Here is a 25,966-nt window from a genome sequence, read left to right as displayed (position 1 = left end):
GTCAATTAACAGTTAACATGCTTAAAAATTGCCGTTTGCTTTTGGCTGGTCACTTCCTTTTCACCCAAATATACAGAGAGGTATTTTAGGTCGAGATAAAAAATGCTACTCGTTCAGTTTCTCAAGTAAGCTTTTTTTCTCGAATTGCCCCCACCCGTCCTTATGAATGGTTGGAGTGTTTTAGCATAGTAAAGCGCTAAAACGGCCCGAATGTTTCATGCCGGCCATCTTACCAAAACCATCCAAAAACCCAGATTCTAAGAGGACAACTATTCAATACTCAGACCAACAATGACTTAGCCCTTTCAAAGCGGCTATTGAACAAGCAACTATTTATAAATAATTATCTGCTTCAGGGGTAAATAATGAATCATTTAGAGCATTGAATAGTTATCTAAGACCAATTTTAATACCATAGGAATTAATCGTACTTTTGCCCAACTTTTTCGCAGTTGGCGAGTAGAAGTGTTAACGCAAGAAATCAATTGAATGGAAAAAAATTCGAACAAGTCGTCTGAGGAGCTTTTGAAGGAAATTGAGGAGCTGGGAAATGACCATGTGATGACATCGATAGCTACCCCCCTGCGGGAAGATGCTTTTGACCTGACAGATGCTGAGAAAATAGAGCTGATTCAGGGCTACTTCGAGAAGATTATGCATACTCTTGGCCTCGACCTAACCGATGACAGCCTGCGAGGTACTCCAAAACGGGTAGCTAAACTTTATGTGAATGAGCTTTTCAAAGGACTGAATGAGAAGCACAAACCTTCCATGTCTACCTTTGAGAACAAATACCAGTACAACCAAATGCTGGTAGAAAAGAATATTACACTCTACAGCAACTGCGAACACCACTTTTTACCTATAGTGGGAAAAGCACATGTGGCCTACATACCCAACGATAAGGTAATTGGTCTTTCTAAGATCAACCGTATTGTAGACTATTATGCCCGAAGACCGCAGGTTCAGGAGCGATTGGCCCTACAGATTCTCAACGAAATGCAACAAAGCCTCGGCACTGAAGACGTAGCCGTGTACATAGATGCCGAACATATGTGTGTGAGCTCTCGTGGAGCCTCTGACCAATCTTCCAGCACCGTTACGGTAGAGTATGGTGGCAAGTTCAATGAAGAAACAACTAAAAAAGAATTTCTGACTTACATCAACAACCCGTTGAAATGAGCCTATACGAACAGTATCCGGTAAGTATTTACAATTCTCTAAACAAACAAAAGGAAGTTTTCAAACCCATACATGAAGGCCGCGTAGGCATGTATGTGTGCGGCCCTACCGTGTATAGCGATGTACACTTGGGGAATGTGAGAACCTTTGTGTCTTTCGACATCATGTTTAGGTACTTACTTTACCTAGGCTACAAAGTTCGTTATGTAAGAAATATTACCGATGTGGGCCACCTGGTGGGCGATGCAGACGAAGGAGAAGATAAGATTGCCAAAAAAGCCCGACTGGAAGAACTGGAACCCATGGAAATTGTACAGAAGTACACCAACGGGTTTCACGATGTAATGCGCCTATTCAATGCTCTGCCCCCCTCCATTGAGCCAACGGCCACCGGCCATATTGTGGAGCAAATAGAGTTTATTAAGCAAATTATTGCCAACGGCTATGCCTACGAAAAAGATGGTTCGGTCTATTTCGATGTTAGAAAATACAACAAAGACCATCAGTATGGTGAATTGAGTGGCCGCAACATAGACGAAATGCTCTCCAATACCAGAGAGCTCACCGGCCAGGATCAGAAAAACGACCCGCTCGATTTTGCACTTTGGAAAAAAGCCGAAGGCGGTCACCTTATGCGATGGCCATCGCCCTGGGGAGTTGGCTTTCCCGGTTGGCATCTGGAGTGTTCCGTAATGAGCACCAAATACTTAGGCGAACAATTTGACATTCATGGTGGTGGCATGGATCTGAAATTCCCCCATCATGAAGCCGAAATTGCCCAAAACAAAGGCTGTTGCCACAAGGGGGGCGCCAATTATTGGGTACATGGCAACATGCTGACTGTGAACGGCCGAAAGATGGCCAAATCTGAAGGCAATGGATTTACCCCTGAGCAGCTCCTCACAGGCAACCACAAGCTGCTGGAAAGAGGCTACTCGGCCATGACCGTGCGCTTCTTTATGCTCATGTCGCACTATGCCAGCACACTCGATTTCTCCAATGAAGCTCTACAAGCTGCGGAGAAAGGCTATAAGCGTTTGATGGCCAGCCTTTCGCTTGTAAAAAAGCTTCCTTCTGCCGGAACAGGCAGTGTAGATGAGCAGAAATCGAACGAATTAAAACAGCACATTGAGCAGGCCTTTAAAGATCTGAGTGATGACTTTAACACGGCCAAAGCCATTGCCAACCTCTTCGAAGTAAGCACCAAAATAAACACCTACTATCAGCAGCCTGCTGAACTGGCAAAAATAGATGCTGACATCTTTAACTGGGTAATTACACACTTCAGAGGCATTATATTCGATGTGTTGGGCCTAAAGAACGAAACAGACCTGGCGCAAAACAACAATGTGTTGGATGGGGCCATGCAGGTATTGATAGAACTAAGAAAGCAAGCTAAATTCAGCAAAAATTACGCACTGTCTGACAAAATTAGAGACGACTTGAAGGCCGCAGGTATTCAGCTCAAAGATGAGAAAGGTGGTGAAATGTCTTACACCATAGACTAACACTGCTTAAAATATACAAGGCCTTAACGATAGAAAAATGCATTAGACCATTGCCTAAGATGACTGGGTACAATTGGCTAATGAACGTATAGATTTGTGATAACCTATGATTCTTTCAGGAAGAGAAATAAAGCGAGAGATTGGCAAAGGCATTAACATTGAGCCTTTCAATGAGTCGCAGCTAAACCCCAATAGCTACAACCTTAAGCTTCACAATGAGCTTATGGTATATACCAATCCGGTGTTGGACATGAAGACTCCTAACCCAGTGGAACGCCTTACCATTCCTGAAGAAGGTTTGCTCCTGGAAACAGGTAAACTCTATCTGGGGCGCACGGTTGAAAAAACAGAAACTTCCAAGTTTGTTCCAATGCTGGAAGGAAGAAGTTCCATTGGCCGCCTTGGTTTGTTCATTCACGTAACCGCAGGCTTTGGGGACGTTGGTTTTAACGGGTTCTGGACACTGGAGATTTTCTGTGTGCAGCCTATTCGCATTTATGCGGGAGTAGATATTTGCCAGATATTTTACCACACTATTGAAGGCGACTACGATACCTACCAAAACGGCAAATACCAAAACAACAATGGCATTCAGGCCAGTATGCTTTATAAAGACTTCGAAAAGAAATAAGCTTTATACACAGAAAACGGCTCTGCACTTTTAGTCACTTTAAAGTTCAGAGCCGTTTGACTTAGCTATCTATCTGCTCAGCCACCTCTATTTGTATCGACCAAGCCGGGTGCTCTGGTTCAACCCAGAAAAACACGTTTATTTTCCGAGACGTATGGCGCCAATGCCTGCATTCCACAATTTCTCATTGAGGCCGGGTATGGTACTATTCATCCACTCCCGGGCCTGGGCTTCATACCTCTTCCATTGAGCATCCAGCTCCGCCTTGCGGTCGCGAACAGCCTGCGTAACTTTAGGAATACTGCTCTCAGCCTGATTAATTAAGAACAAGTACTCTGCCGTAAATTTGTTTGGAAAGTTCTCCACATCGTCATAGGCCTTAGACATACGCTGAACCATATCATTGTCCCAGGCTGTGAGCGCCTCAATTAGTGCCTCGCTTTCCTCCTTCAAGTCTCCTTCCAGGGTTTCAGTGATGGTCTTGAGTTGATGACGGACTTTATAGAGCTGATTAACCGTACGGTGCATTTGTGTTAGATTAGCCTCCATCTCCGACATTATGGCATCGTAAGCCATGTAGTCGTCATTACTTACATCGTACAACGGATTCGCTACAATGGTGGCTTTGGTTGTGAGTGTTTGGTCAGCCGCCTTCAGCCTAAGCTGATATTCACCGGGAGCCACCTTATGCCCATTATAACTACCCTCAATATACACATGCGTAACTCCGGGCATAATGGGGTGTCGGGTATCCCAAACAAATCGGTTTAACCCCTCATTGGCACTGAGTCTTGGAGCACGTGAAGGCCCACCATCGTACGCTACAAAATCTTTCTGTTCTTTGGAGCTCAGCCTCCGTATCAGGCGCCCATTGGCATCGGCAATCTCCAACTCCACATCGCCCGAAAACCCTTTAGGTAACTCATAGTATATGACCATACCACTGGCCGGATTTACACCGGCAAAATCGCTGGTACCATCAGCACTATTTCCGTTCAGCGGACTGCTCCAACTTCCGTATACAGTTTTGGCCGGTTCATATAGCTTTACCCCCGGCTTATTCTCATACTGTGCAAGCAGGCTCAAATCATCCAATATCCAAAACGATCGGCCCGAGGTGGCCACAATGAGGTCGTCCTGGTGAACCATCAGGTCATTAATAGGTGTAACGGGCATATTGAGTTGAAAAGGCTCCCATTTTTTACCACCATTCCAGGAGATATAGATACCGGTTTCTGTTCCGGCATAGAGCAAATCTTTTCTCTTCTTATCTTCCCTAACCACCCGTGTGAAGGCTCCATAAGGAATTCCTTCGCTTATATTGGTCCAGCTTTGGCCATAATTGGTGGTTTTGTAAATGGCAGGGGTCTTATCATTGAACTTGTATCGGGTGGTGGCAATATAGGCCGTAGCCGGATCGTGAGGAGACACTTCAATGGCGTTAACCAGGCACTCTTGCAAGCCCTTAGGGGTCACGTTTTGCCAGGTTTTTCCGTTGTCTCGGGTCAGGTGCACCAAACCATCGTCACTGCCCGTCCAGAAAACTCCGGCTTCATGAGGCGACTCCATAAGGTAGGCAATGGTTCCATAGTTTTCTGCTCCAACCGCCTCGTTGGTATATGGTCCTCCACCGTTACCTTGCTTTTCATCGATATTCCTGGTGAGATCGGGCGATATTTCTTCCCAGGTTATTCCTTTATCTCTGGTTCTCAATACCTTTTGGGCAGCATGGTAGAAGGTTCCAGGTTCATGTTTAGACCAAATGATGGGCGCGTTCCAGTTAAAGAGGTACTTCATGTCTCGGGCTGCCTTTCCCAAATACTGAATGGGTGCCTCCATCACATTGGTACTTCCGTTAGACTCCATATCCATTAGTTCTATTGTGCCCAGGTAGCTTCCGCCCATAACGTAACGAGGGTTATCCGGATCGAAAGCCAAAAAGGCGCTTTCTCCACCGGCCGATGGCCACCAGTTTCTCTCTCCAATACTTCCGGATCCCAAAGCCATGCTGGCAATCTTCACAGAGCTGTTATCCTGCTGACCACCATATATGTTATAAGGAAAGAGGTTATCTACGTTAATCCTGTAAAACTGTGCCGTAGGCATATTCGACTGGGTAGACCAGTGCTCACCCCCATCAAAGCTAATGGCTGCACCTCCATCGTTGGCAATAACCATGTTTTTGGAGTTGTTTGGGTTAATCCATAAATCATGATAGTCTCCGTGTGTGCCGGTAATTCTTTGCCAGGTTTTACCACCATCAATAGACTTTAAGGCAGGAGCACTGAGCACATATACCGTATGTTCATCGTTTGGGTCGGTAAATACTTCCGTGTAATACCAAGCCCTTTGTGTAAGCCGGTTGTCGTCACTTACACGGCTCCAACTTTTGCCGGCATTGTTAGACACAAACAAGCCACCAAGGTCTTTATTAGAATCGCTCTCAATGAGTGCATACACCTTATCAGAGTTAGCCCTGCTCACCGCTATGGCCATTTTACCAAGTTCATTGGGCAGGCCTTTTTCTATCTTGAACCAAGACTCACCACCATCCATACTTTTATATACTCCGCTACCTTCTCCTCCGCTGATTACCTTCCATGGTTTCCGTTCGTGTTCCCACATGGTAGCATAAAGCGTATTAGGGGCATTCATATCCAAAGAAAGTTCACTACAGCCTGTCGATTCATTGACAAAAAGCACCTGCTTCCAGGTCATTCCACCATCGACCGACTTGTAAATACCTCTTTCCTTATTGGGGCCGTGCAAGGCTCCCTGAGCGGCCACCCAAACTATGTCGGGATTGGAGGGGTGTACTACAATTCTTGCAATATGCTGAGTGGCCTCCAGGCCCATATGTTTCCAGGTTTTGCCAGAATCGGTTGATTTATAAACACCATCGCCATAGCTGGTCATCACCCCTCTTGGAGCATGTTCACCCATGCCCACATAAATAATATTGGGTTGAGCCTCTGAAACGGCTATTGCCCCCACGGAGCCCGTCTTAAAAAAGCCATCGGAAATATTAAACCAGCGCTGACCTGCATCCTCCGTTTTCCAAAGACCACCGCCCGTAGTACCCATATAATAGGTGGTGGGGTTGCCCACAACTCCCATGGCATTAACTGACCTCCCCCCTCTAAAGGGCCCAATGTTTCTATATTTTAAAGGTTGAAAGTATTGATCGGCCGACTGTGCGGCAACCTCCAATACTGAAAAGATAAGTGCAATACAAAAAAATAGCTTATTCATAGGTTTAAGTGGATGTTCTCTGTAAGATAAGGAATTGAATGGATTTAGTGAGTCATGCCTACCCCAACTTGGGTTGAGCAGAAAAGGTTCTCTTCCTAAACCATGCTTATTCACTTATTATTTAAACCTCGGTTATCCCTAGATTCACGAGGCTATTTCCATTGATTTTCGTATATTGTGAGATTAATTTATGGATTAAGCGGCAAGGAATGACTTCCAGTGGTCTGTTTCAAGACCTCCCAACTTAATCCTCACCCCTCACCCAGAAGCCAAGGCTCAAGCAGCCTCAACAGACATATATTAAGCTATAATTCAACAGCTTAACAATAAACGAAAGGTATGGCTACAGATGATTTCATGAATAAAATTGCCCCATCCGTTGTAGAAGAACTCCCCAATAACTTACTCATAGTAAACACTGAGGGCGAAATTGTATTCGCCAATCACCGAATAGAGTCCACCTTTGGCTATAAGCCCAGTGAGCTTAGGGGTAAGAAAGCAAGCATGCTTGTGCCAGGCTACTTCACCAGTATGAATGCCGAAAAAAGAGTGGAGTATTACAAAAACCCTACTCCCTACACAGTGGGCAATGGAGTGCCTGCCGTAGGCTTAAGAAAAAGCGGAGAAGAGTTTCCTATGGAAATTGGTCTCTCTCCCTTTCAAACTGAGCAAGGCACTTTTGTTTCGGTAATTATACTGGATATCACGGAGCGCCATAAAACCGAGGCCGAACTGGTGAAAAAGAATGAACTACTGGGGCTTGCGGAAGAGCTGACTCAGGTTGGTCACTGGCAATGGGATACTGTGACCAATGAGGTTATCTGGTCCGACAATCTTTATACCCTTTTCCATCAAAGTAGAGAAGAGGATCTTACATACGCCACTTACTTTAGCTATGTATATGAGGAAGATAAGGAGTATGTGACTGAACAGGTTGAGCGTATAATCCGGGATAAAAAATTCTATGATTTCTTTCATCGAATAAAAACCGGTCAGGGCCAGATTAAAATTATTCATCTGGTGGGTAAGGTGTTTACCAATGCCAGGGGTGAGGTTATAGAAATGATAGGCACCTGCCAGGATGTGACTAAGCAAAAGGCTGACGAGAAGAAGCTTGCAGAATTTAATCAGCAGTTGCTGGACAAGAATAAGGAACTGGAAAACTTTGCCTATGTGGCCGGCCACGACCTCAAGGAACCCCTCCGCACCATGAGCAGTGTGTGCAACTTACTTCAAAAGAAATATGGCGGCTCCTTCAATGAGGAAGGAGAAACCCTCATAGACCTCATGAACAGCAGCGTAAACCGAATGAGCAAGCTCATTAGTGATCTGCTGGACTATAGCCAAATAGGTATAGACCGCACGCTCGTTACTGCCGACTGCCAAGAATTGGTGGAAGCGGTAACAAACGATCTTTCACTGGCCATTAAAGAAGCACAAGCCAAGATAATCATAGGGAAACTACCCGTGATACAGTGTTACCGAACCGAGCTAAGATTATTGTTTCAAAACCTCATTTCTAATGCGCTCAAATTTCATAAAGCGGATATTCCCCCAACCATTGAGATTTCTGCTCAGTTGGTTGACACTTTCTGGAAATTTGGGGTCAAAGACAATGGCATTGGTATCGATAAGGAAAGTAAAACCAATATTTTCAAAATCTTTCACAGGCTTCACAGCTACGATGACTACCAGGGCACGGGTATAGGCTTGGCCCATTGCCAGAAGATAGCCGAGCTTCATGGAGGTACCATATGGGTAGAATCTGAACTTGAAAAAGGCAGTACGTTTTTCTTTACAATTCCGCTCTGATTGGCACCAAAACTATCGCGTAAACTACTTAGCAATTGTTGCTATATCTAAGCACAGCCCGTATCTTTCAGCGTGCGCAAATTGCTAATCGCTATTTTCATTTTTCCGGTAAAAGTTTACCAGTATGCCATCTCCCCCATGTTGGGAGCCAATTGCCGCTACTCCCCCACCTGCTCCTCTTACACGGTTCAGGCCATTAAAGAATGGGGGCCTCTCAGAGGTTCCTGGATGGGTCTGAGAAGGTTTAGTCGTTGCCACCCCTGGGGAGGCCATGGCTACGACCCGGTGCCCAAAAGAGAGGGACAAAGGTGGTTTTAGGATTAACAGTTGCTAGATGTAATGATGACTAATTGCCAACCCATCCGAAATGCCCATAATAACCATTAAGACTTTGGTTAAGGCCCCAATCGAAAGGGTTTTTGACCTTAGCAGAAGCATTGATATACATATTCTTTCAACCCGACATACTAATGAAACAGCAATACGTGGAAGAACCACCGGCCTCATTGAATTAGGCGAAACTGTGACCTGGAGGGCAAGACACCTTGGAATTTACCAAACACTAACCGTTAAAATTACTCACTTAGAAAGACCTCATCAGTTTATCGATGTCATGCAAAAAGGAATCTTTCGGAGTTTCGAGCACCAGCACATTTTTGAACGAATAGAAAATAACACCTTAATGACCGATATCTTTGAGTTCCAGTCACCTTTGGGAGTAATAGGAAAATTAGCCAACATACTCTTTCTCAGAGCTTACATGACCAACTTATTGAAAAAACGGAATCATGTAATAAAACAAATTGCCGAATCGGGTGAATGGAAGTCTTTCATCTAGCCAATGAATGGCACCATACCTTTCGCTAAATAAATGACTTTCTGAACCTGCAAGCCTATTGTTCACGGCTGACGGATTATCACTATGCTGCTCTTCTACTTGCCATGCCTGCTCTTGTCCTCTTAGAGGCCGGAACAATGCGTTGGTCGTTCGATATTGACATTCACATGACCATTTCTACTACATCCCTTGTCTGCAGATCATTTTATGTCGTTTGCTTCAGTAACCCACAAAAAACGAATAAGATGAAAACGGTTTTCAGACCTTTCGCGCAGAAAGATTATTCTTCCATATTAGCGATGATAATCAAGCTTTACCGGGAAGACGAAGGGTCTCATTCGGTAACAACAGAAAAAATTCAAAGAACGTTTTCCATACTTGCCAGCGAGCCCCAAAGAGGCACCATAATGGTTATGGAGCAAGACGGAAAACTTATAGGTTATGCCATTCTTATAAACTTCTGGAGCAATGAGTTTGGAGGTAATATCCTTGCCATCGATGAGCTGTTTATTGAGTCTCACTACCGCTCACGGGGAATAGCCTCCCGTTTTATTGATTATCTGGTTCAATCACGCTTTGCTCAGGCAGTAGCTCTCCAGCTCGAAGTGACTCCCACCAATACTAGAGCCCTTAAATTGTATAAAAGGCTTGGCTTTGTTGCTCATAAAAACAACACGTATGATCTATTGTTGAAATAGCAAATAGCTACCTGCCGGTCGTTTCAATCATACTCTTCCAATCACAGAAGACTTTTATTATTCCTTTTTTTATCTCAACTTAAGTCATACATTTTTTGTCTGGTCTCACTGTGTCAGGAAACCCTTATACCGTAAAGAAAAAACATAGTTCGGCAGCCATGAACGGACCGTATACATGCTTATGGTACAACAACGAAGCCCAACAGGCCGCTGAGTTCTATTGCAGTTTGTTCGAACACTCCGAACACCTCGGAGGCAATGGTTTTATGGCGTTATTCAGGCTCAATGGCCAGCAGTACATGGCCATGAATGGAGGCCCAACCTACCATCTCAACCCTGCCGTTTCGTTGGTAGTGGAGTGTGCTAACCAGCAAGAAATTGATCACTATTGGGCAAAACTAAGCGAAGGGGGCAACCCGGGACGTTGCGGCTGGCTTACAGATAAATTCGGATTATCATGGCAGATTATACCATCCGTTTTGGGGCGGTTAATGACCGATCCAAAAACAGCTCCCCGAACGCAAAAAGCCCTGATGCGAATGACTAAAATAGAAATTGACGACTTATATAAAGACTAAACTTATGAAGTGGACATACGGCATTCAACAAAAGCTAACTGCTGCAGGTATTCTGGCTGCAATTATGGCCCTAATACTTTTTAACAACCTTTCGGAAAGAAGAAGATTCAAAAAACTTGAAGAATCTATTTCTTCTATCTATCAGGACCGGCTGTTGGTTGAAAGCTATATTTTTAAACTCTACAACAACCTACAACAGCAAAACGATTGCCTGTTGGGCAGCAGTGAGCAACTCACCGCCCAGTTGAACGACCTGAAACAAGAACGACAGCAACTGCTTAGTCTCTATGCCAAAACCTACCTGACTCCGGAAGAGAAAGAACACTTTGAAGCACTAAAAGCTACTTTGGCCCGGTTCGATCAGCATGATGCCAGTCTTGAAAAAACAGCAATGAATCAGGAAGCCATAGAGCACCTCAATGCGCTTTCCACCATTCAGACCGATGAGGGGGCTTCGCTATACGATAAGTCTGAAAGCCTTATTTTGGGCAGTTTAACCTCATCTCAACTGGAAATGGGCATTATTATTTTTCTTGGTATCGTCATTCAGGCCCTGGTATTTTCATCGAAAAGCCTAAAACCCAAACCTTTTAAGCAGCACCATCTCAACTAAAGCCACAGTGCAAAACCAGTAACTCTTGATGGTCTAAATATCCCAATCGTCATTGATTTGGGCAATGCTATGATGGGCCGTCATATCGTATTGGCAAGGCACCACCGCCACGTAGTTGTGGTCTACGGCCCACACATCGGTATCTTCCCCTTTGTCATTATTCACAAAGTTTCCGGCCAGCCAGAAGTACGGACGTCCGTATGGGTCTTTTCTATGATCGAACTCTTCTTCCCAGTGGGCCTTGGCCTGTCGGCAAATTTTTATGCCCTGAATACGCTGATTCTGTTTGGGAGGAAAGTTTACATTAAGAGCTACTCCTTTGGCCAGGCCTTTGGAAAGCACCTCTTGGGCTATCTTCTTTACATAGTCTCGTGTGTGCGAAAAATCGGCATCATGGCTAAAATCGGCCAGTGAATAGCCTATGGAAGGGTAGCCTTCTATAGCTCCTTCAATAGCAGCCGACATCGTGCCGGAGTACAATACACTCACAGCCAAATTGCTTCCATGATTGATACCACTAACCACCAGGTCGGGGTTTTTCTCTTTGAGCACATGGTGCTTGGCCAGCTTTACACAATCGGCCGGTGTGCCAGAGCACTTGAAGGCCTTTATGCCCAAGTCATCGAACAAATCGGAAGGAATAAGACGTAGTGGTTCGCCAATCGTAATGGCATGCCCCATACCCGATTGAGGACTATCGGGGGCTACCACAATTACCTCGCCTATTTCTGACATTACTTCAGCCAACACACGAATACCGTTAGACACAATTCCGTCATCGTTGGTTACTAGAATAAGTGGTTTTGACATGCCCTAAAGATATTGGATATAAGATTGAGAAGCACAAACTAAGTGCTAGTTTGACAAAGTTTATGGCGATTTCCTATCAGGGAAAATAAAGGTAGAAGGTGCTGACCTCTTTACGGCCAGAAGCATTTAATGGTTTACGGCTAAAGGGTGTCCAAACTATTGTAATAGTCCACCAGACGTTTAAGGTCCAGAAGTTTCTCAACCTTGAGTTTTTCTTTCTTAATGTATTTTCGCAGCTCAGAATGGTGGCTATCGAAAGCCTTGATTACATCGCTTCGGCTATTGCCCAACTCTGTTAATTCTGCATTTTCATCAATCAACCAAAGCTCATAGGCCAAAAACTGATAGGTCATAAGGCTGGTGGCGGGAACGTAATACGGATCGTAAATGCTTCTTCTGTAGATGGACCGATTGGCACTACTTGACCGGGTAGCAATAAATTCACGGGCTATAAGCGAGACCTTTCCCTGAGCAATCAGTTCAAAAATACGGGGTCTACGGTAGCCTGTTTCATTGAGAACAGGGATGGAGTAGAACGTTCTTACACCGGCATTGGGGCCTGCACTTATCACAAACGATTGGAACTGGCTGGCATTGAGGGTAGAAATGCCATTCTTATCGTTTTGCTTAAGGAGTATTACTTCTGAGTTGAGATCATACTTAATTTGTCCGCTAAGCACACCACCATCGGTGAGCGTTACCTGCCCTCTATGAAATTTCTGACTAGGAAATTCCTGTGCTTGCATAGCAATGCAAGCCAATAGCCATACCGAAGAAATCAACCATTGTTTCATCACTACATTAAACAACGGATATGGGGTGGAATGTTACAATCCGGCAGAAAAAATAAGCAATTTCAGACCTTTTGTGTCTTCTTCATAGGTACGTACTCAAGAATTTCAAGGCCATAGCCTATCAACCCTACCCTTTTCTGCGGGTTATTAGAAATGAGTCGTATTTTAGAAATGCCCAAATCGCGGAGTATTTGTGCACCCACACCATAATCTTTAGTGTCCATTTTCACTCCAAACTTTCTGCTCAGGGGTTCATCGTTAATGCCCTTCTTCTGAAGCATCTGCATTTCATGAATAAGTCGCTGGCCACGGGAGTTTTGATTCATGTAAAGAACCACCCCCTTACCTTCTTCTTCAATCATGCGCAGAGCATGTTTGATGGGGTTACCAGAGTCGAACTTGAAACCGAAAATATCGCCAAGTGTACTAGACGAGTGCACTCTTACCAGTACCGGTTCATCTGGCTTCCAATTACCCTTTACCACGGCCAGATGCATCTCGTTGGTGTTGATTTGCTTATAGGCCTGCAAATGAAAATCTCCGTACTCGGTGGGTAAATCAATACCTAAATCGCGCTCAATAAGACTTTCATTCTCAAGCCTGTAAGAGATAAGATCTTCTATGGAAACCAGCTTTAGGTTAAAGCGTTGAGCTACCTTCACCAGGTCAGGCAAACGGGCCATGCTACCGTCTTCATTCATTATCTCTACCAGTACTCCGGCAGGGCTCAAGCCGGCCAATCGAGCAAAATCCATCGAAGCTTCTGTATGACCTGCCCTTCGCAACACTCCGCCTCTTTTGGCTCTTAAGGGAAAAATATGTCCGGGTTTACCCAGTTCTTCAGGACGTGTGTCGGGGTTTACCAGAGCCTTAATGGTTTTGGCTCTGTCTGAGGCAGAAATACCCGTGGTGCATCCATGGCCAATCAGATCCACCGACACTGTGAATGGCGTTTCATAGGCGGCCGAATTATTATCCACCATTAGATTGAGTCCCAGTTCGTTGCAGCGATCTTCAATAAGTGCCGCACAAATGAGGCCCCGGCCATGGGTAGCCATAAAATTGATGATCTCGGGGGTTACCTTATCGGCTGCGCAGATAAAATCCCCCTCGTTTTCGCGGCTTTCATCATCTACAACAATAATGATCTCGCCATTCCTAATGGCTTCAATAGCCTCTTCTATGGTGTTGAGCTTAATTTCTTCGGACATACTCTATAAAAAGCGATGCAAAGGTATAAAGTTCGCGGAGCCTAAAAAATTAAGACGATATCACAATACCCAACTCATCGTCAATTTCTTTGAGCATCATTTTCAGGTGTTTATGCATTGTCATCAGCTCTTCTTGTTCTTCCACGCTCTTCGACTTTTTCAGGGTTTCTTCATTTTGTAGTATGAGCGACTCCAGTTTTTTTCGTTTCAACCTTAAAATAGCCGTGTAAGCAGCACTTGGCAGGTCTTCCGATTCGTGCATTGTAGAAATACGGTGCTTCTTCTCCCAACCTTCACTTACAAAATACTTCATTTCCAGCAGGTCTATAACCAACTGACTCATGGTAGGGTTTTCAGGACCGATGAATATGTCGGGTTCTATTTTTTTTCCTTCATCTACTACCTGAGCGGCCAGGTTCAGGGTTTCTTCAATAGACTTATTTTCGAAATTAATTGTCTGAGTCTCGCCAAGAATAAATTCGGCTATGGTCATTTCTTCATCAAAGGGCTCATTGCCATAATTAACCACCAAGCGCAGGCACTCGCGCTCTACAGGATAAGCCAGCGACTGCAGGTTCGGTTTGGGTTGTTTAGCCTCGGTTAGAGGCAAGTCTTCCGGCTCCGGAGGTTCTGGCTGAGCCCTATCCTTTCGCTGCTTCTTAATCAGCAACTTGTTCAGTTCGCTCAGTAACACCTGTTCTTCTACATCGAGCAAGTCAGCGCAAGCAGAGATATAAACCGAACGCTTTATTCCATCGGGAATCAGGGAGATACTCTCAATAATTTCACGAATTACCTGAACCTTCTTAACCGGGTCTGTCTGCTTGCCACCATCCGTTAAGATGTCTGTTTTGAAGGTAATAAAGTCGCGAGCATTGGTTTCCAGATATTCCCTGAAAGCATCTGAAGTCATGCTTCTGGAAAAACTATCGGGATCTTCACCGTTAGGAAAAACCACCGCCCGCACGTTAAGGTCGTGCTCCAGAATCATGTCAATTCCTCTGAAAGAAGCCTTGATCCCGGCACTGTCTCCATCGTATAAAACGGTGATATTCTTGGTGTACCTGCTAATGAGCTGCACCTGTTCTTTGGTGAGGCTGGTACCGCTCGATGCTACAACATTTTGTACACCGGCCTGGTGCATGGAAATCACATCGGTATAGCCTTCTACCAAATAGCAAAGATCTTCGTTGCGAATGGCTTGCCTGGCCTGATGAATACCATAGAGAATTTTACTCTTGTGGTAAACTTCTGTTTCAGGCGAATTGATATACTTGGGCTGTTTCTTATCGCTGCGCAACGTTCGGGCACCAAAGGCTATTACCTTGCCCGCCACATTCTGAATGGGGAACATGACCCTGCCCCTAAAGCGGTCGTATATCTTGCTCTCCTGCTTTAAAATGAGACCGGCCTTTTCCAGCAATTCTTCCGAATGCCCCTTCTTTTTGGCTTCTTTGAGCAGCCCGTCCCACACATCGAGCGAGTAGCCCAGCTCGAAGGTCTTAAGCGTTTGCTCGTTGAACCCTCTTTCTTTGAAATAACTCAGACCTATGGATCGACCTTCGTCTGAATCAAAGAGTTGTTTCTTAAAGTATTCGTTGGCAAAATTGAGCACAATAAACAGGCTATCACGCTCATTCTGGGCCTGAATCTGCTCATCGGTCTGCTCTTCTTCCTGCACCTCTATGCCGTACTTTGCGGCCAGGTACTTCAGGGCTTCAATGTAGTTGATACCCTCCACTTCCATCACAAAAGTAATGGCATCGCCCCCTTTGCCGGAGCTAAAGCATTTAAAGATTTCTTTGCTGGGGGAAACGTAAAATGAGGGGGTCTTCTCGTTGGTAAAAGGACTCAGTGCCCTATAGTTGCTCCCCACTTTTTTCAGGCTCACAAAGTCGCTAATGACATCGACAATGTCTATGCGGTTTTTAATTTCCTGAATGGTAGACTCACTAATTGCCATAACGCGCTTCAAATATAGAATGATTGTAGCGGTAAACCTGAACTAATATAGCGAACAGATGTTTCTATGAATGTCGGGCGAAAGCCTTTAATTTGCACCCAAATTTGTGAAGATGGCATTGACTAAAGAAAGTGTTTTAGCGGCACTCAGGCATGTTCAGGATCCGGACATAAAGCAAGACCTGGTTACGCTGAACATGATTCAGGATATTGAAATTAATGGAAACGAGCTTGCTTTTACAGTAATGCTCACTACTCCGGCCTGCCCGCTGAAGGAGCTCATCAGAAAAGACTGCGAACAGGCTATTGCCACACATATTGGCAAAGATGTGGTGGTTAAAATAACCATGAGCTCGCACGTAACTTCAGCAAGAGACAATGCTCCACTGTTGCCGGGAGTTAAAAATATTATTGCGGTAGCTTCCGGTAAAGGTGGTGTTGGCAAGTCTACCGTAACGGCCAACCTGGCTGTGGCGCTGGCTAAACAAGGAGCTAAAGTAGGCGTAATTGATGCCGATATTTTTGGTCCTTCTATGCCCACCATGTTCAATTGTGAGCATGAACAACCGGGCATTAAGAAAGTGGGCGATAAGAACCTGATTGTACCCGTACAGCAATATGGCGTAAAACTTATATCCATTGGTTTGCTTACCCCTGCAGAAAATGCGGTGGTTTGGCGTGGCCCAATGGCCAGCAGTGCCCTAAAACAATTTATAGCCGATACGGAATGGGGCGACTTGGACTATCTCTTTATAGACCTGCCTCCCGGCACCAGCGACATTCACCTTACGTTGGTACAAACTGTGCCGGTTACAGGAGCTGTATTGGTTACTACTCCTCAGAAAGTAGCCCTTGTCGATGCTCAAAAAGGGCTTAACATGTTTCAGCAGCCGCAAATCAACGTACCGGTGCTTGGAGTGATAGAAAATATGGCTTACTTTACACCCGAAGAACTGCCTGAAAACAAGTACTATATCTTTGGCAAAGGTGGCGGAAGAAAACTGGCTGAAAGACACAAAGTGCCATTTATAGGAGAAATTCCTCTGGTGCAAAGTATTCGCGAAGGTGGTGATGTGGGTTATCCGGCTATTATGCAAGACGATGTAACCGGAGAGGCCTTTCTGAAAGTGGCAGAAGCTACCGCACAGCAAATAGCCATAAGGAATGCCGAAAAGGCTCAAACCAAAAAGGTTGAAATTAAAGTTTAAAACATATGCTCGAAAGAATTGAAGCAGCACTGGAGAGAATAAGACCTTTTCTCATTGCCGATGGTGGCAATGTAAAGGTGCTCGAAGTGACAGACGATTTAGTAGTGAAGTTGGAGCTCGAAGGAGCCTGCGAGTCTTGCCCCATGTCGCATATGACCATGAAGGCCGGAATTGAAGAGGCTATAAAAAGAGATATTCCTGAAATTAAGCAGGTGGTGGCCGTGAATGTGGCCGAAGCGTAAAGAACTGAATAATCACCACTAAAGAGACTGCCTCAAAAGCTTAAAACTCGTCAGTCTGAACTTGTTTATCGACTGACAGAAAAGTACAGGGTAAATCCACCCAGCTTTAGAGACAGTCTCTTTTTCATTTTGTTGTTACCCAATTAAACTCATCATCAATTTACCTCAGCAGTTCAATGAATTGAACAGCCTGCACTTGTCACTTTCACTTATTAGTTATCTTTGCTCGGATAATCACCATTAGGTATAAAATGAAATGTGCGATTGGCCGTTTAAACTTTGAAAATGAGTAAAAAACCCTTCACCTTCCTTCGATTTTTTAAACACATTGGCATAATGGCCGGCATTGGCATTGTGGTACTCCTTTTTTTCTTCTACATATACCTGCCTGCCACTACCAATCATAACGAAACCATTACTGTGCCCGATTTGGTGGGGAAATCCTTTACCGAGATAGATGATTTTCTTACCAATCGAAACCTTCGCTATGAGGTTACTCGCGATTCGGGATATTCAGCCGATTTTGACCCTGAAGTAATACTTAGTCAAAACCCGAAGGGGGGAGCCAAGGTGAAAGAAAACAGGAAGATATACCTAACACTTAATGCCAACGTGCCTCCTCAGGTAAAAATGCCTAACCTTATTAATACAGACCTGCTCAATGCCCGCGATATTCTGGAAAGTAATGGACTTGAATTGGGTGAAATTTCTTATGTACCCGATAGACGCGAAAATGCGGTTATCGCACAAAAGTATAACGGTGAAAATGTAGCTACCGGAACATTGGTTTATAAAGGCTCTAAAATCGATTTGGTGATAGCCGATGGTGAAGGGGTAAAACGCTTTGCTACACCGGACTTTTTGGGCAAAACGTTGGAAGAGCTCAAATTTCAGATCGAAGCCTCTGGCCTGAGGCTGGATGAGGTAAATTACGTACTCAACGATACGGTGCCTCCGAACAGAGTATATAAGCAGTTGCCCCCCATAGGAGCCATGATAAGAACAGGCGACCTAATTGAGGTGTGGATAAACAGCAAGAAGCCTGCTACTACCAACAACGACCTATAGAGTGAATAAAGCAGCCTGGCTCATCGGTTTTCTATGTATAAATCTGCTCTCTCAGGGGCAGATAATAGAAGTACCCTTGCCGGCCCAAAACAGTGGTAAAAGCCAAATACAACCACGAGCAAGTCAGGCAACCCAAGTGCTGAGCCTGCCTTTTTGGGACGACTTTTCAACATCGGGGTTTGTGCCCTCAACGCAGCTGTGGCAATCGCCAGAAAATGTAAGAGTGAGCAGCAGTATTGGTATAAACGCTCCCACTCTGAACGTTGCTATTTTTGACGGTGTTGGAGCCAATGGTTCTCCTTACGATGCCAATAGCCTGATTAACGGAGCCACGGATCAGCTCACCTCGCAACCCATCAATCTGGCCAATTTGCCGGCCAGTCAGCAAGACTCAGTATTTTTAAGTTTTTTTTGGCAGGTAACCGGCCATGGTGAATTGCCAGATGAGAACGACAGCCTGGCCCTACAGTTTAAAACTGCCAACGATACCTGGGAAAGTGTATGGTCTACCAGAGGAGGTAAAGATCTGGAAACCGGAGAGTTCTTTCAGCAGCTGGTAAAAGTACCTTCTCGCTTTTTTCATGACAGCTTCCAGTTTCGGTTTCAGGCCTACAGTCGGTTGTCCGGAGCCTTTGACACCTGGCTGCTGGATTATGTCTACCTTAATGATTCGCGACACCCTGATGACATTGCCTATAGAGATCGCGCGCTTACCAGGCGCCCGAGCTTTCTTACTGCCCCCTATTCGGCCATGCCCACCGAACAATTTTTTGCCAATCCTTCACGGTATCTTATAGAAACCCATGCCGAATTCTATAACCTTAACTCGGAGTTTCAGCCTATTCAGTTTTCTACTATAGTTAGAGACCTTGTAGCCAATGAAGAAATTGAAGTTTTAAACGACAACAAACTGGCCAATCCACTACCAGGTGCCTTTGAACGCAGAACTTTTACTTCGCGAGCCCTCAATGCCAGCAACCTCAATGCACTGGCCGACTCTCTTTGGCTGGAAACCACCTATTACATTCGCTCAGGAGACAATTACTTTATTGAAGACATAAACCCCGGGGTTGACACCACCTTCAACACCAATATAGACTACCGGCTTAATGATACGGTTCGTATAGTGACAGTACTCGATGACTATCTGGCCTATGATGATGGTGAACCTGATTTTGCAGCAGGCATCAACCAACGGGGAGGCAAGCTGGCCTATTCCTTCTCTTTGGAACAAAAAGCATTGCTCACTCATATTGACATCAATTTTCCGTTTGTTCAACAAGCTGGCCAACCCATAGAGCTAATGGTTTGGAGCCGCTTGGATAATGACCCGGAGTCTGTTCTTTTTCGGTCGTCTTACAGTGTTTTAAGACCTGCCACCATTGGAGAGCTAAGGAGCTACAAGTTGGAGACCCCCATCTTTGTACAAGACACTATATACATAGGGTTCGAACAGGCAACCAATGAGTTTTTGGCTGTCGGCCTGGACAAAAACACAGATACCGGCAATCGTATGTTCTACAATGTAAGTGGCCAATGGCGAGAGAACGAATATGTGAGAGGTAGCTTTCTGATGCGACCAAGGTTCGACAAGACCATTGCGGCCAATACTCCCGGCAGTGAAGCCGCCCCCAATGAACCTATAAAAGTGTACCCTAACCCTACAGAAGGTGTAGTCTTTATTGAGGGAGAACTCAGCCAACTACAAGTTTACGACAACTGGGGGCAGGAAGCCAGCTATCAGCTCAGCACCGTTACCAATGGCGTAAGGGTAGACCTGAGCATGAACAAAAAAGGCATATATTTGCTGCGCTTTAGGCAAGGAGGAAAAGTAAGCTATAAACGAATAATACTAAAAGACTAGGCATGGAGAACATCACCGTAAAAGAGGTTAGTGAGCGACTGGCCAATGGAGAATCGTTTCACTTCATCGATGTACGCGAAATCTGGGAGTATGAAGAAGACAACCTCGGTGCTAGAAACATACCATTGGCTGAATTGCCAAACCAACTGGAAGAGTTGACTTCGTTAAAAAATGAAGAAATAATAGTGCACTGCCGCTCCGGAGCCCGTTCAGCTCAGGCTCAGATGTACCTAAAACAGCAAGGTTTTACCCGAGTGGTGAATATGACAGGCGGCATAGTGGCATACCGCGAAGCCGGACTCTAAAAGAGTTTCATCCAGTCGTTTACTGACTGATTATGGTAAGTATTGAGTCCTAAAGCCGCAGCGGCATTGATGTTGCTGAGGTTATCATCGATAAACAGCCCTTTAGAGGGAATCAACCCATGATCATCCAGTATCACCTGCCAGGCCTTAGGTTCGGGCTTTCTTGCACCTACCTCTTGTGAGAGATACACTTGTTTAAAATAGTCGTAAAAGTCCTTATGCGGAGAAGTATGTCTGGCAATTTGCAGAAAACGTCTAACATGTATTTCGTTGGTGTTGCTCATAACAAAGAGTGAATAGCTATTGGCCAGTTCCTCCAGCTTCTTGAATCGCTCAGCAGCAATGGGGCCGAGCATTGCGTTCCAGGCCTCATCCAATAAGGCCTCTCCTCCGGTAAACCTCAAACCCTCTCGCAAGTGGGCCCTAAAGGTTGGGTCGTCAATTTCTCCTCGTTCATACTGCTTAAAAAACTCCTCGCTGGCGGCAAATTCCTTTACCCTATCGAGCGGCATTCCGGACAGTTGCGCAAACGCCTGGTAGGTGGCTTCCACGTCCAAGTCAATAATAACTCCTCCAAGATCGAAAATGATGTAGGATAAATTTGATATTTCTGTTTGCATGAGCGTTGCTTAATTAACATCAAATATGTAACATTGCACTCCCATATTCAAGGGGAGATTGAGTTCAAAGTTTATGCTTTAAAGTTCAAAGTAAACCTCAAGCATTGATCATAAAACTTGAAACTCTTTTAGGGCCTATAACTCAGTTGGTTAGAGTATCTGACTCATAATCAGAAAGTCCCTGGTTCGAGCCCAGGTGGGCCCACAAACAAGCCTCATACGTAGTGTATGAGGCTTTATTTTTTTTATCGGCTCGCCATTACTTCTTCTTGCTCAGTAAGGCTACCTGATATTCCAGCCTTTTAATCTCCCTCAAAAGCGCATTCTTATCCAGCTGATTCCAGCTCCAGATTTTGAGCATGGCCATGGCAATAAAGCCAATAAGGGTGTAAAACATCCACTCTAATTTTTGAGTCATTTGCTCGCTGTTTAGCATTTCAATAAAAGTGTAGATACTTGCCGCAAATACCAGCAAATGCACAATCATGATCATTATATTGAACCAACTGTTTTTACCTTTGAACAAGCCCAAAAGCATCTGCGGCAAACTCTGTTCACCCATTTCTTCGAAATAGCGGGCTTCCTCTTTGCTTAGCGCCTCTTCAATAAGCGCATCCAGCTCCTTTTCTGTACTATTCATAGCTCATATCGTTTATTAATTCTTTCAATTGTTGTCTGGCATGAAACAACCTGGACTTAACCGTACCTTCAGGCAAATCGATTAGCCCGGCAATTATTTTTACGCTGCACTGCTCCAAATAAAAGAGCCGTAGTATTTGCTGCTGTCTGAGTGGAAGTGCCTGTATAGCTTTCAGCATCAGCTCCACCCTATCTACTTCTCTCCCCTCTTGACTGTCGGGTCCGGAAAATTCGAGTTCAACCTCTCGTTCAAGCTCCAGTTCGCGCTTTTGCTTCCGGTAATAATCCATGGCTCTGCGATACACAATGCGGTATGCCCAAAACCGAAAGAGGCTTAACTTTTTAAGACTGCCTAAGCCCTTAAAGATCGTAATCCATGATTCCTGAGCAATTTCCTGTGCCAGATCATCATCGCGAAGAAGCTCTGCAGACCACTTCAATACCCTGGGGTTCCATCGTTTATACAGTAGACCCGCTGCTTTTTGGTCACCTTGTTGGTATTGAAGCAACAGCAATTCATCAAAAACCTGATCTGAACGCTTTGTCATAGACTACCCTAGAGTCGTAAGAAGAAGCCGCTGGTTCACAACGGCTCACTATTTTTTAAACTGAAGGCTCTCCCATACCTCATCCCAACGATCACGCTGAGTGTGATACTCTTTACGGCTGGCTGTCATATACAATGCATACGGCCTGTTGTGCACAGCAAACAGGTAGCATTCAACAACCTCATAGGCCCGTCCGGTTTTGTAGCTGAATACCACATGAATAAAGGGTACACCATCCTTTAAACCGTCTTCATTACTCATCCACTCGGCCGACTCTTTTTGACTTTTGACCTGCTTTTTTAGCTCACGTTCTAACCTTCGCAACGACACCTTCTTGCCATAATACATTGAACTGGGCATGGTAAGCCTGAGTGTTTTTCTATCTTCATCAGGCATCAGAGGACTCCAGGCACTAAACTTCTCTGTTTCGAGCAACAGGTTTCTTTTGGTGGTGCCATCTACCGGCCTCAGTACCCAATGGTTCGCATAACGAAGCACGAGGTCTTCATTGACATACTCAGAGTTCCACCTGTGGGGAATCGAAAAAAAGAATCCGATCACCCATGAAAAAATAAAAATTGCGTGCATGCTAAGCAGTTATCTCTGGAATTTACAAAATTCTACAACCACCTGTTTCTTTAACCATTCATTGGTAAATCATTCGCCCCATAAACAAAACACTTTTTATAACTTGGAAGAAACCGCATGACCATGAAAGCCAAACTACTGATCTTCTGCCTCTTTCTTTACGCTCTAGCGAGCTGCCAGCAGACTACAGAACAACAACCAAACATATTATCCACCTCTACCCCTGTAAAACAAGGATTTAGTTCCTCGTTTGAAGGCCAACTCGATCAACACATTCAAAAGGCGATAGATGCCGATATCATACCGGGAGGCACCTTTCTACTTGCTCGAAATGGAGGCATTGTATACCATAAGAGCTTTGGCGAAAGCGGACCAAACCAACCCTATGCTAATGAGTCGATCTATAGAATTGCATCTATGACCAAAGCCATGACTTCTGTAGCCATGATGCAGTTAGTAGAAGCCGGAAAGGTAAATTTGGACGATCCGGTCTATGAATACATTCCTTCGTTTAGCAATCAGGTAGTTCTGGACGAGTTTAATCCGGCCGATTCCTCTTACACTACAGTATCTGTAGATCGGCCGGTTACCATTCGACACCTCATGACACACACTTCAGGTATTGTTTACGGATCGTTCAATCCGGGCAAGCTCATGGCTGTATACCAAAAACACCAAATGAATGTGGGTTTCTCACATGAAGAGTGGACCACCCAGGAATGGATTGACCGGCTGGCCAAAGTACCACTGGCCCACCAACCGGGCGATCGGTTTTCTTACGGGCTCAACATGGACGTAATGGGACGCATTATTGAGGTTGTATCGGGCCAAAAGCTCAATATTTATTTCAAAGAAAAAATATTTGATGTAGTAGGCATGCCAGACACGCACTTCTACCTGCCGGAGTCGTTACATACCCGGCTTACACCGGTAATGGTTAAAGTAGGTGAAAGCTTTAAAAACACCAATGAACTAGGCATGTCTGCTTTTACTGACTACCCCAAACAAGGCCCTCGCGACTTTTTTGCCGGAGGGGCTGGCCTGAGCTCCACGGCTATTGACTACGCCCGATTTATACAAACTCTTGTGATGGGAGGAGGTAAACTACTCAAAAAAGAAACCCTCAATGAGATGACCCGAGACCAATTGCCAACAGTGATCAATGATTATGAAAACTACCCAAAAGGCCCCGATGGAAGCTTTGCTCTTGGCTTTCAACTGTACCAAGATAAACCCACTAAAAGAAGCCCAAAATCTCCGAGCACCTATGAGTGGAGTGGATATTTTAACACCAAGTTTTTCATCGACCCACAAGAACAAATGGTATTTGTGGGTATGACTCAGATCAGTGGGTTTAGAGGGGAAAGCTTCTGGACAGAGATGTATGAACTCATTTATGATGGGTTGAAAGAATAATATTATAGGGTTACTTACTTAAGTCGCAAGAAGTGTATTTCTGAACCTTGCCTCCATTTGTGTCTTCACAAATGGCTGTTAAAAGACGCTGTGAGGACACAGCTTGTGGCTAGTATACTGAATCTAACGAATGTGATCTAAATGAATAACCCTATAATATTACAAACCTCAAGACCTAAAAGATAAAAAGGGGTAGCCATTGTAAAGTAGCTACCCCTTTTTAGAATGGGTTGGTGTGCAACCTATTGAAGTTGTTCAACCTTATACCCTTTTGCTTTTAGCATGTTTAAAAGGCCATCTGGACCATGCAGATGAAGTGCACCGACAATTACGAATTCAATTACTTCATCATTTATAAACCCTTCAATCTGGGGCATCCAATTATTATTCCTATCCACCATGATTGATTTGTATATATCCGGATACTCATTCTTCATTTCGGTTAACTGAGTAATCATCAGGTCTGAAGATCCATTTCTCCAGTTTTTCGTCATTTCATCCATCGCAGACTCCATATCGTCCATATCCTCTAGAGAATAGTTAACAAAACTATCTTCGTTTCCTTCGCCCATGCTAGTGAGTATATCAAGTTGCTCCTCAACAGTTTCTAAAAACCCCAAAGTCTTTTCATGCTCCTTAGCTTTCTTATGAAAATGTTGGTCAACACCATCTGCGGTAACGCCCATTTGTTGGAGCTTGATTCCGGACATGGTTACTATAACCATAGAAGGCTTAAACCTGGAAAGAGAAGCCAGCGGAATTGACAGTTTACTACACTCCTGTTCCAACTTTTTATAGACCTCCTCACTCAAAACATCTTTCAGAGTTTCATTATCAGGTATCATGGCCTTAGAAAGCAAAACTTGAGCAATCTGAGGATCATTTAACTTGTCAATATCCGTCTCAAAGACAACCTTCTTGGACTTATTAAAAGCAATATCAAACTCTTTTGGAAGCGGGTAATCCGACTCTTTTAGCAAATGGATAGAACCTGCAAGGTAAATTTCATTTTCCCCTGAACTAACTCTCCAAACCGAGGTTTGAGCCTGAGCCTTAGTTAAAACGAAAAACAGTAAAAATAGAGTGAACAACTGCTTCATGGTATGACTTTAATTGTGATGCATTATAGTAAGCTTTCACAAGAACCGTTCTCCCTTCTGGCTAAAAGTCATGATTCATTTAAATAATTGCTTAAACGGTTTTGCGAATTTTTACTTGTGTTTAATCTTTTTTTTAATTTTTTCCCTCAAATTAAACTTCTGATTTTCAGTAACTTAACTTTTTTATATATAGAGAAGTAATTTGACCTCTGATTTACAGACACTTGCAAATTTAAAATCTCTTTTTCTACCTTTGTGCCACATAAGAAATGAAAGCACTATTATCACATATCAGCAGTATACAATCAATGGAAACATTGGGTTACAATGATTGTGATGTGCTACGGTTCCGGAATATAAGTTAAGCTTAAGTATAAAGACACTTAGAAACCCGGGCCAATTGGTTCGGGTTTTTTGTTTTAAATGAATTTGAAAATGCAAAAGAACAGTATACGCTTAGAGGTTACATGGCTATCACC

At 44.3% G+C, this 25,966-nt stretch carries 25 protein-coding genes and 1 tRNA gene; 16 read left to right on the top strand and 10 right to left on the bottom strand.

The window, feature by feature from the left end:
• Nucleotides 1-489: 489 nt before the first annotated feature.
• The 3 genes from folE (at nucleotide 490) to dcd (ending at nucleotide 3,321) form a co-directional block, all read left to right on the top strand.
• On the top strand, nucleotides 490-1,182 hold the full coding sequence (gene folE / locus IE164_RS07795; protein WP_189629651.1) for a GTP cyclohydrolase I FolE: 693 nt from the start codon (nucleotides 490-492) through the stop codon (nucleotides 1,180-1,182).
• Complete coding sequence (cysS, locus tag IE164_RS07790) at nucleotides 1,179-2,690, top strand: cysteine--tRNA ligase (RefSeq protein WP_189629650.1); 1,512 nt, start codon at nucleotides 1,179-1,181, stop codon at nucleotides 2,688-2,690. The genes folE and cysS overlap by 4 nt, the downstream gene beginning before the upstream one ends.
• 106 nt (nucleotides 2,691-2,796) lie before the next feature.
• A complete protein-coding gene (dcd, locus tag IE164_RS07785) occupies nucleotides 2,797-3,321 on the top strand; it encodes a dCTP deaminase (RefSeq protein ID WP_189629649.1) in 525 nt (174 codons plus the stop codon).
• Between the two features lie 138 nt (nucleotides 3,322-3,459).
• Here the strand turns inward: dcd and IE164_RS07780 are convergent, their stop codons facing one another.
• Nucleotides 3,460-6,573, bottom strand: coding sequence for a glycosyl hydrolase (locus IE164_RS07780; protein ID WP_189629648.1), 3,114 nt, complete (start codon nucleotides 6,571-6,573; stop codon nucleotides 3,460-3,462).
• Nucleotides 6,574-6,912: 339 nt separating this feature from the next.
• Here IE164_RS07780 and IE164_RS07775 point away from each other — a divergent pair, with 339 nt between their 5' ends.
• The 6 genes from IE164_RS07775 (at nucleotide 6,913) to IE164_RS07750 (ending at nucleotide 11,112) form a co-directional block, all read left to right on the top strand.
• Nucleotides 6,913-8,385: a PAS domain-containing sensor histidine kinase gene (locus IE164_RS07775; protein ID WP_189629647.1), complete on the top strand. Its 1,473-nt coding sequence runs from the start codon at nucleotides 6,913-6,915 to the stop codon at nucleotides 8,383-8,385.
• A gap of 72 nt (nucleotides 8,386-8,457) precedes the next feature.
• Entirely contained in the window at nucleotides 8,458-8,703 is a 246-nt protein-coding gene (yidD, locus tag IE164_RS07770; protein ID WP_189629646.1) for a membrane protein insertion efficiency factor YidD, read from the top strand.
• Between the two features lie 49 nt (nucleotides 8,704-8,752).
• Complete coding sequence (locus IE164_RS07765) at nucleotides 8,753-9,223, top strand: SRPBCC family protein (protein WP_189629645.1); 471 nt, start codon at nucleotides 8,753-8,755, stop codon at nucleotides 9,221-9,223.
• Between the two features lie 245 nt (nucleotides 9,224-9,468).
• Nucleotides 9,469-9,921 carry a GNAT family N-acetyltransferase gene (locus tag IE164_RS07760; RefSeq protein ID WP_189629644.1) on the top strand — a complete coding sequence of 151 codons (453 nt, stop codon included), beginning with the start codon at nucleotides 9,469-9,471 and terminating at the stop codon, nucleotides 9,919-9,921.
• A gap of 95 nt (nucleotides 9,922-10,016) precedes the next feature.
• Nucleotides 10,017-10,499, top strand: a complete 483-nt coding sequence (locus IE164_RS07755) for a VOC family protein (RefSeq protein ID WP_229838579.1) — start codon at nucleotides 10,017-10,019, stop codon at nucleotides 10,497-10,499.
• A 4-nt stretch (nucleotides 10,500-10,503) separates the two neighbouring features.
• Nucleotides 10,504-11,112: an MCP four helix bundle domain-containing protein gene (locus tag IE164_RS07750; protein WP_189629643.1), complete on the top strand. Its 609-nt coding sequence runs from the start codon at nucleotides 10,504-10,506 to the stop codon at nucleotides 11,110-11,112.
• A gap of 33 nt (nucleotides 11,113-11,145) precedes the next feature.
• On the opposite strand, the gene surE is transcribed toward IE164_RS07750, so the two are convergent.
• From surE to dnaG, 4 genes are all read right to left on the bottom strand, one after another.
• Nucleotides 11,146-11,922: a 5'/3'-nucleotidase SurE gene (gene surE / locus IE164_RS07745; protein ID WP_189629642.1), complete on the bottom strand. Its 777-nt coding sequence runs from the start codon at nucleotides 11,920-11,922 to the stop codon at nucleotides 11,146-11,148.
• Between the two features lie 140 nt (nucleotides 11,923-12,062).
• Complete coding sequence (locus IE164_RS07740) at nucleotides 12,063-12,716, bottom strand: hypothetical protein (RefSeq protein ID WP_189629641.1); 654 nt, start codon at nucleotides 12,714-12,716, stop codon at nucleotides 12,063-12,065.
• 62 nt (nucleotides 12,717-12,778) lie between these two features.
• Nucleotides 12,779-13,927 (bottom strand): 3,4-dihydroxy-2-butanone-4-phosphate synthase, encoded by a 1,149-nt coding sequence (gene ribB, locus IE164_RS07735; protein ID WP_189629640.1) that lies wholly within the window; start codon nucleotides 13,925-13,927, stop codon nucleotides 12,779-12,781.
• A 49-nt stretch (nucleotides 13,928-13,976) separates the two neighbouring features.
• A complete protein-coding gene (gene dnaG / locus IE164_RS07730) occupies nucleotides 13,977-15,890 on the bottom strand; it encodes a DNA primase (protein ID WP_189630054.1) in 1,914 nt (637 codons plus the stop codon).
• 112 nt (nucleotides 15,891-16,002) lie between these two features.
• Between dnaG and IE164_RS07725 the strand changes: the two genes are divergently transcribed.
• The 5 genes from IE164_RS07725 (at nucleotide 16,003) to IE164_RS07705 (ending at nucleotide 20,576) form a co-directional block, all read left to right on the top strand.
• Nucleotides 16,003-17,097, top strand: coding sequence for an Mrp/NBP35 family ATP-binding protein (locus IE164_RS07725; protein ID WP_189629639.1), 1,095 nt, complete (start codon nucleotides 16,003-16,005; stop codon nucleotides 17,095-17,097).
• A 5-nt stretch (nucleotides 17,098-17,102) separates the two neighbouring features.
• Complete coding sequence (locus IE164_RS07720) at nucleotides 17,103-17,339, top strand: NifU family protein (RefSeq protein WP_189629638.1); 237 nt, start codon at nucleotides 17,103-17,105, stop codon at nucleotides 17,337-17,339.
• 285 nt (nucleotides 17,340-17,624) lie between these two features.
• On the top strand, nucleotides 17,625-18,407 hold the full coding sequence (locus IE164_RS07715) for a PASTA domain-containing protein (RefSeq protein WP_189629637.1): 783 nt from the start codon (nucleotides 17,625-17,627) through the stop codon (nucleotides 18,405-18,407).
• 1 nt (nucleotide 18,408) lies between these two features.
• A complete protein-coding gene (locus IE164_RS07710; protein WP_189629636.1) occupies nucleotides 18,409-20,271 on the top strand; it encodes a T9SS type A sorting domain-containing protein in 1,863 nt (620 codons plus the stop codon).
• 2 nt (nucleotides 20,272-20,273) lie between these two features.
• Nucleotides 20,274-20,576 (top strand): rhodanese-like domain-containing protein, encoded by a 303-nt coding sequence (locus tag IE164_RS07705; protein WP_189629635.1) that lies wholly within the window; start codon nucleotides 20,274-20,276, stop codon nucleotides 20,574-20,576.
• Here IE164_RS07705 and IE164_RS07700 read toward each other — a convergent pair.
• Nucleotides 20,573-21,196 carry an HAD family hydrolase gene (locus IE164_RS07700; RefSeq protein WP_189629634.1) on the bottom strand — a complete coding sequence of 208 codons (624 nt, stop codon included), beginning with the start codon at nucleotides 21,194-21,196 and terminating at the stop codon, nucleotides 20,573-20,575. The two genes, IE164_RS07705 and IE164_RS07700, sit on opposite strands and share 4 nt — an antisense overlap.
• 131 nt (nucleotides 21,197-21,327) lie before the next feature.
• Between IE164_RS07700 and IE164_RS07695 the strand changes: the two genes are divergently transcribed.
• Nucleotides 21,328-21,401 (top strand) — tRNA-Ile (locus tag IE164_RS07695).
• A gap of 54 nt (nucleotides 21,402-21,455) precedes the next feature.
• On the opposite strand, the gene IE164_RS07690 is transcribed toward IE164_RS07695, so the two are convergent.
• Genes IE164_RS07690 through IE164_RS07680 form a run of 3 tightly spaced genes read right to left on the bottom strand, consistent with a single transcriptional unit; the run spans nucleotide 21,456 to nucleotide 22,971 of the window.
• On the bottom strand, nucleotides 21,456-21,836 hold the full coding sequence (locus IE164_RS07690; protein WP_189629633.1) for a DUF6768 family protein: 381 nt from the start codon (nucleotides 21,834-21,836) through the stop codon (nucleotides 21,456-21,458).
• On the bottom strand, nucleotides 21,829-22,383 hold the full coding sequence (locus IE164_RS07685; RefSeq protein ID WP_189629632.1) for an RNA polymerase sigma factor: 555 nt from the start codon (nucleotides 22,381-22,383) through the stop codon (nucleotides 21,829-21,831). Before IE164_RS07685 ends, IE164_RS07690 begins: the two co-directional genes overlap by 8 nt.
• 48 nt (nucleotides 22,384-22,431) lie before the next feature.
• Entirely contained in the window at nucleotides 22,432-22,971 is a 540-nt protein-coding gene (locus tag IE164_RS07680; protein ID WP_189629631.1) for a hypothetical protein, read from the bottom strand.
• A 123-nt stretch (nucleotides 22,972-23,094) separates the two neighbouring features.
• Here IE164_RS07680 and IE164_RS07675 point away from each other — a divergent pair, with 123 nt between their 5' ends.
• On the top strand, nucleotides 23,095-24,387 hold the full coding sequence (locus tag IE164_RS07675; protein ID WP_189629630.1) for a serine hydrolase domain-containing protein: 1,293 nt from the start codon (nucleotides 23,095-23,097) through the stop codon (nucleotides 24,385-24,387).
• Nucleotides 24,388-24,629: 242 nt separating this feature from the next.
• On the opposite strand, the gene IE164_RS07670 is transcribed toward IE164_RS07675, so the two are convergent.
• Entirely contained in the window at nucleotides 24,630-25,487 is an 858-nt protein-coding gene (locus IE164_RS07670; RefSeq protein ID WP_189629629.1) for a TraB/GumN family protein, read from the bottom strand.
• Nucleotides 25,488-25,966: the final 479 nt, after the last annotated feature.

Origin of the sequence: Roseivirga thermotolerans, assembly GCF_014653175.1 — a bacterium.
GTDB classification, from domain to species: Bacteria; Bacteroidota; Bacteroidia; order Cytophagales; family Cyclobacteriaceae; genus Roseivirga; species Roseivirga thermotolerans.
Note: the sequence above shows the minus strand (reverse complement) of the source record. Positions and strands in the feature narration are given on the sequence as shown.

Bases quoted from the DNA above. Each gene is read 5' to 3' on its own strand.
- ribB (WP_189629640.1), bottom strand. From the start codon at position 13,927: ATGTCCGAAGAAATTAAGCTCAACACCATAGAAGAGGCTATTGAAGCC.
- IE164_RS07720 (WP_189629638.1), top strand. From the start codon at position 17,103: ATGCTCGAAAGAATTGAAGCAGCACTGGAGAGAATAAGACCTTTTCTC.
- IE164_RS07780 (WP_189629648.1), bottom strand. From the start codon at position 6,573: ATGAATAAGCTATTTTTTTGTATTGCACTTATCTTTTCAGTATTGGAG.
- IE164_RS07700 (WP_189629634.1), bottom strand. From the start codon at position 21,196: ATGCAAACAGAAATATCAAATTTATCCTACATCATTTTCGATCTTGGA.
- IE164_RS07715 (WP_189629637.1), top strand. From the start codon at position 17,625: ATGAGTAAAAAACCCTTCACCTTCCTTCGATTTTTTAAACACATTGGC.
- IE164_RS07760 (WP_189629644.1), top strand. From the start codon at position 9,469: ATGAAAACGGTTTTCAGACCTTTCGCGCAGAAAGATTATTCTTCCATA.
- IE164_RS07725 (WP_189629639.1), top strand. From the start codon at position 16,003: ATGGCATTGACTAAAGAAAGTGTTTTAGCGGCACTCAGGCATGTTCAG.
- IE164_RS07675 (WP_189629630.1), top strand. From the start codon at position 23,095: ATGAAAGCCAAACTACTGATCTTCTGCCTCTTTCTTTACGCTCTAGCG.
- folE (WP_189629651.1), top strand. From the start codon at position 490: ATGGAAAAAAATTCGAACAAGTCGTCTGAGGAGCTTTTGAAGGAAATT.
- surE (WP_189629642.1), bottom strand. From the start codon at position 11,922: ATGTCAAAACCACTTATTCTAGTAACCAACGATGACGGAATTGTGTCT.
- IE164_RS07765 (WP_189629645.1), top strand. From the start codon at position 8,753: ATGCCCATAATAACCATTAAGACTTTGGTTAAGGCCCCAATCGAAAGG.
- cysS (WP_189629650.1), top strand. From the start codon at position 1,179: ATGAGCCTATACGAACAGTATCCGGTAAGTATTTACAATTCTCTAAAC.
- IE164_RS07680 (WP_189629631.1), bottom strand. From the start codon at position 22,971: ATGCACGCAATTTTTATTTTTTCATGGGTGATCGGATTCTTTTTTTCG.
- IE164_RS07705 (WP_189629635.1), top strand. From the start codon at position 20,274: ATGGAGAACATCACCGTAAAAGAGGTTAGTGAGCGACTGGCCAATGGA.
- dnaG (WP_189630054.1), bottom strand. From the start codon at position 15,890: ATGGCAATTAGTGAGTCTACCATTCAGGAAATTAAAAACCGCATAGAC.
- IE164_RS07685 (WP_189629632.1), bottom strand. From the start codon at position 22,383: ATGACAAAGCGTTCAGATCAGGTTTTTGATGAATTGCTGTTGCTTCAA.
- IE164_RS07690 (WP_189629633.1), bottom strand. From the start codon at position 21,836: ATGAATAGTACAGAAAAGGAGCTGGATGCGCTTATTGAAGAGGCGCTA.
- IE164_RS07740 (WP_189629641.1), bottom strand. From the start codon at position 12,716: ATGAAACAATGGTTGATTTCTTCGGTATGGCTATTGGCTTGCATTGCT.
- IE164_RS07750 (WP_189629643.1), top strand. From the start codon at position 10,504: ATGAAGTGGACATACGGCATTCAACAAAAGCTAACTGCTGCAGGTATT.
- IE164_RS07670 (WP_189629629.1), bottom strand. From the start codon at position 25,487: ATGAAGCAGTTGTTCACTCTATTTTTACTGTTTTTCGTTTTAACTAAG.
- dcd (WP_189629649.1), top strand. From the start codon at position 2,797: ATGATTCTTTCAGGAAGAGAAATAAAGCGAGAGATTGGCAAAGGCATT.
- IE164_RS07775 (WP_189629647.1), top strand. From the start codon at position 6,913: ATGGCTACAGATGATTTCATGAATAAAATTGCCCCATCCGTTGTAGAA.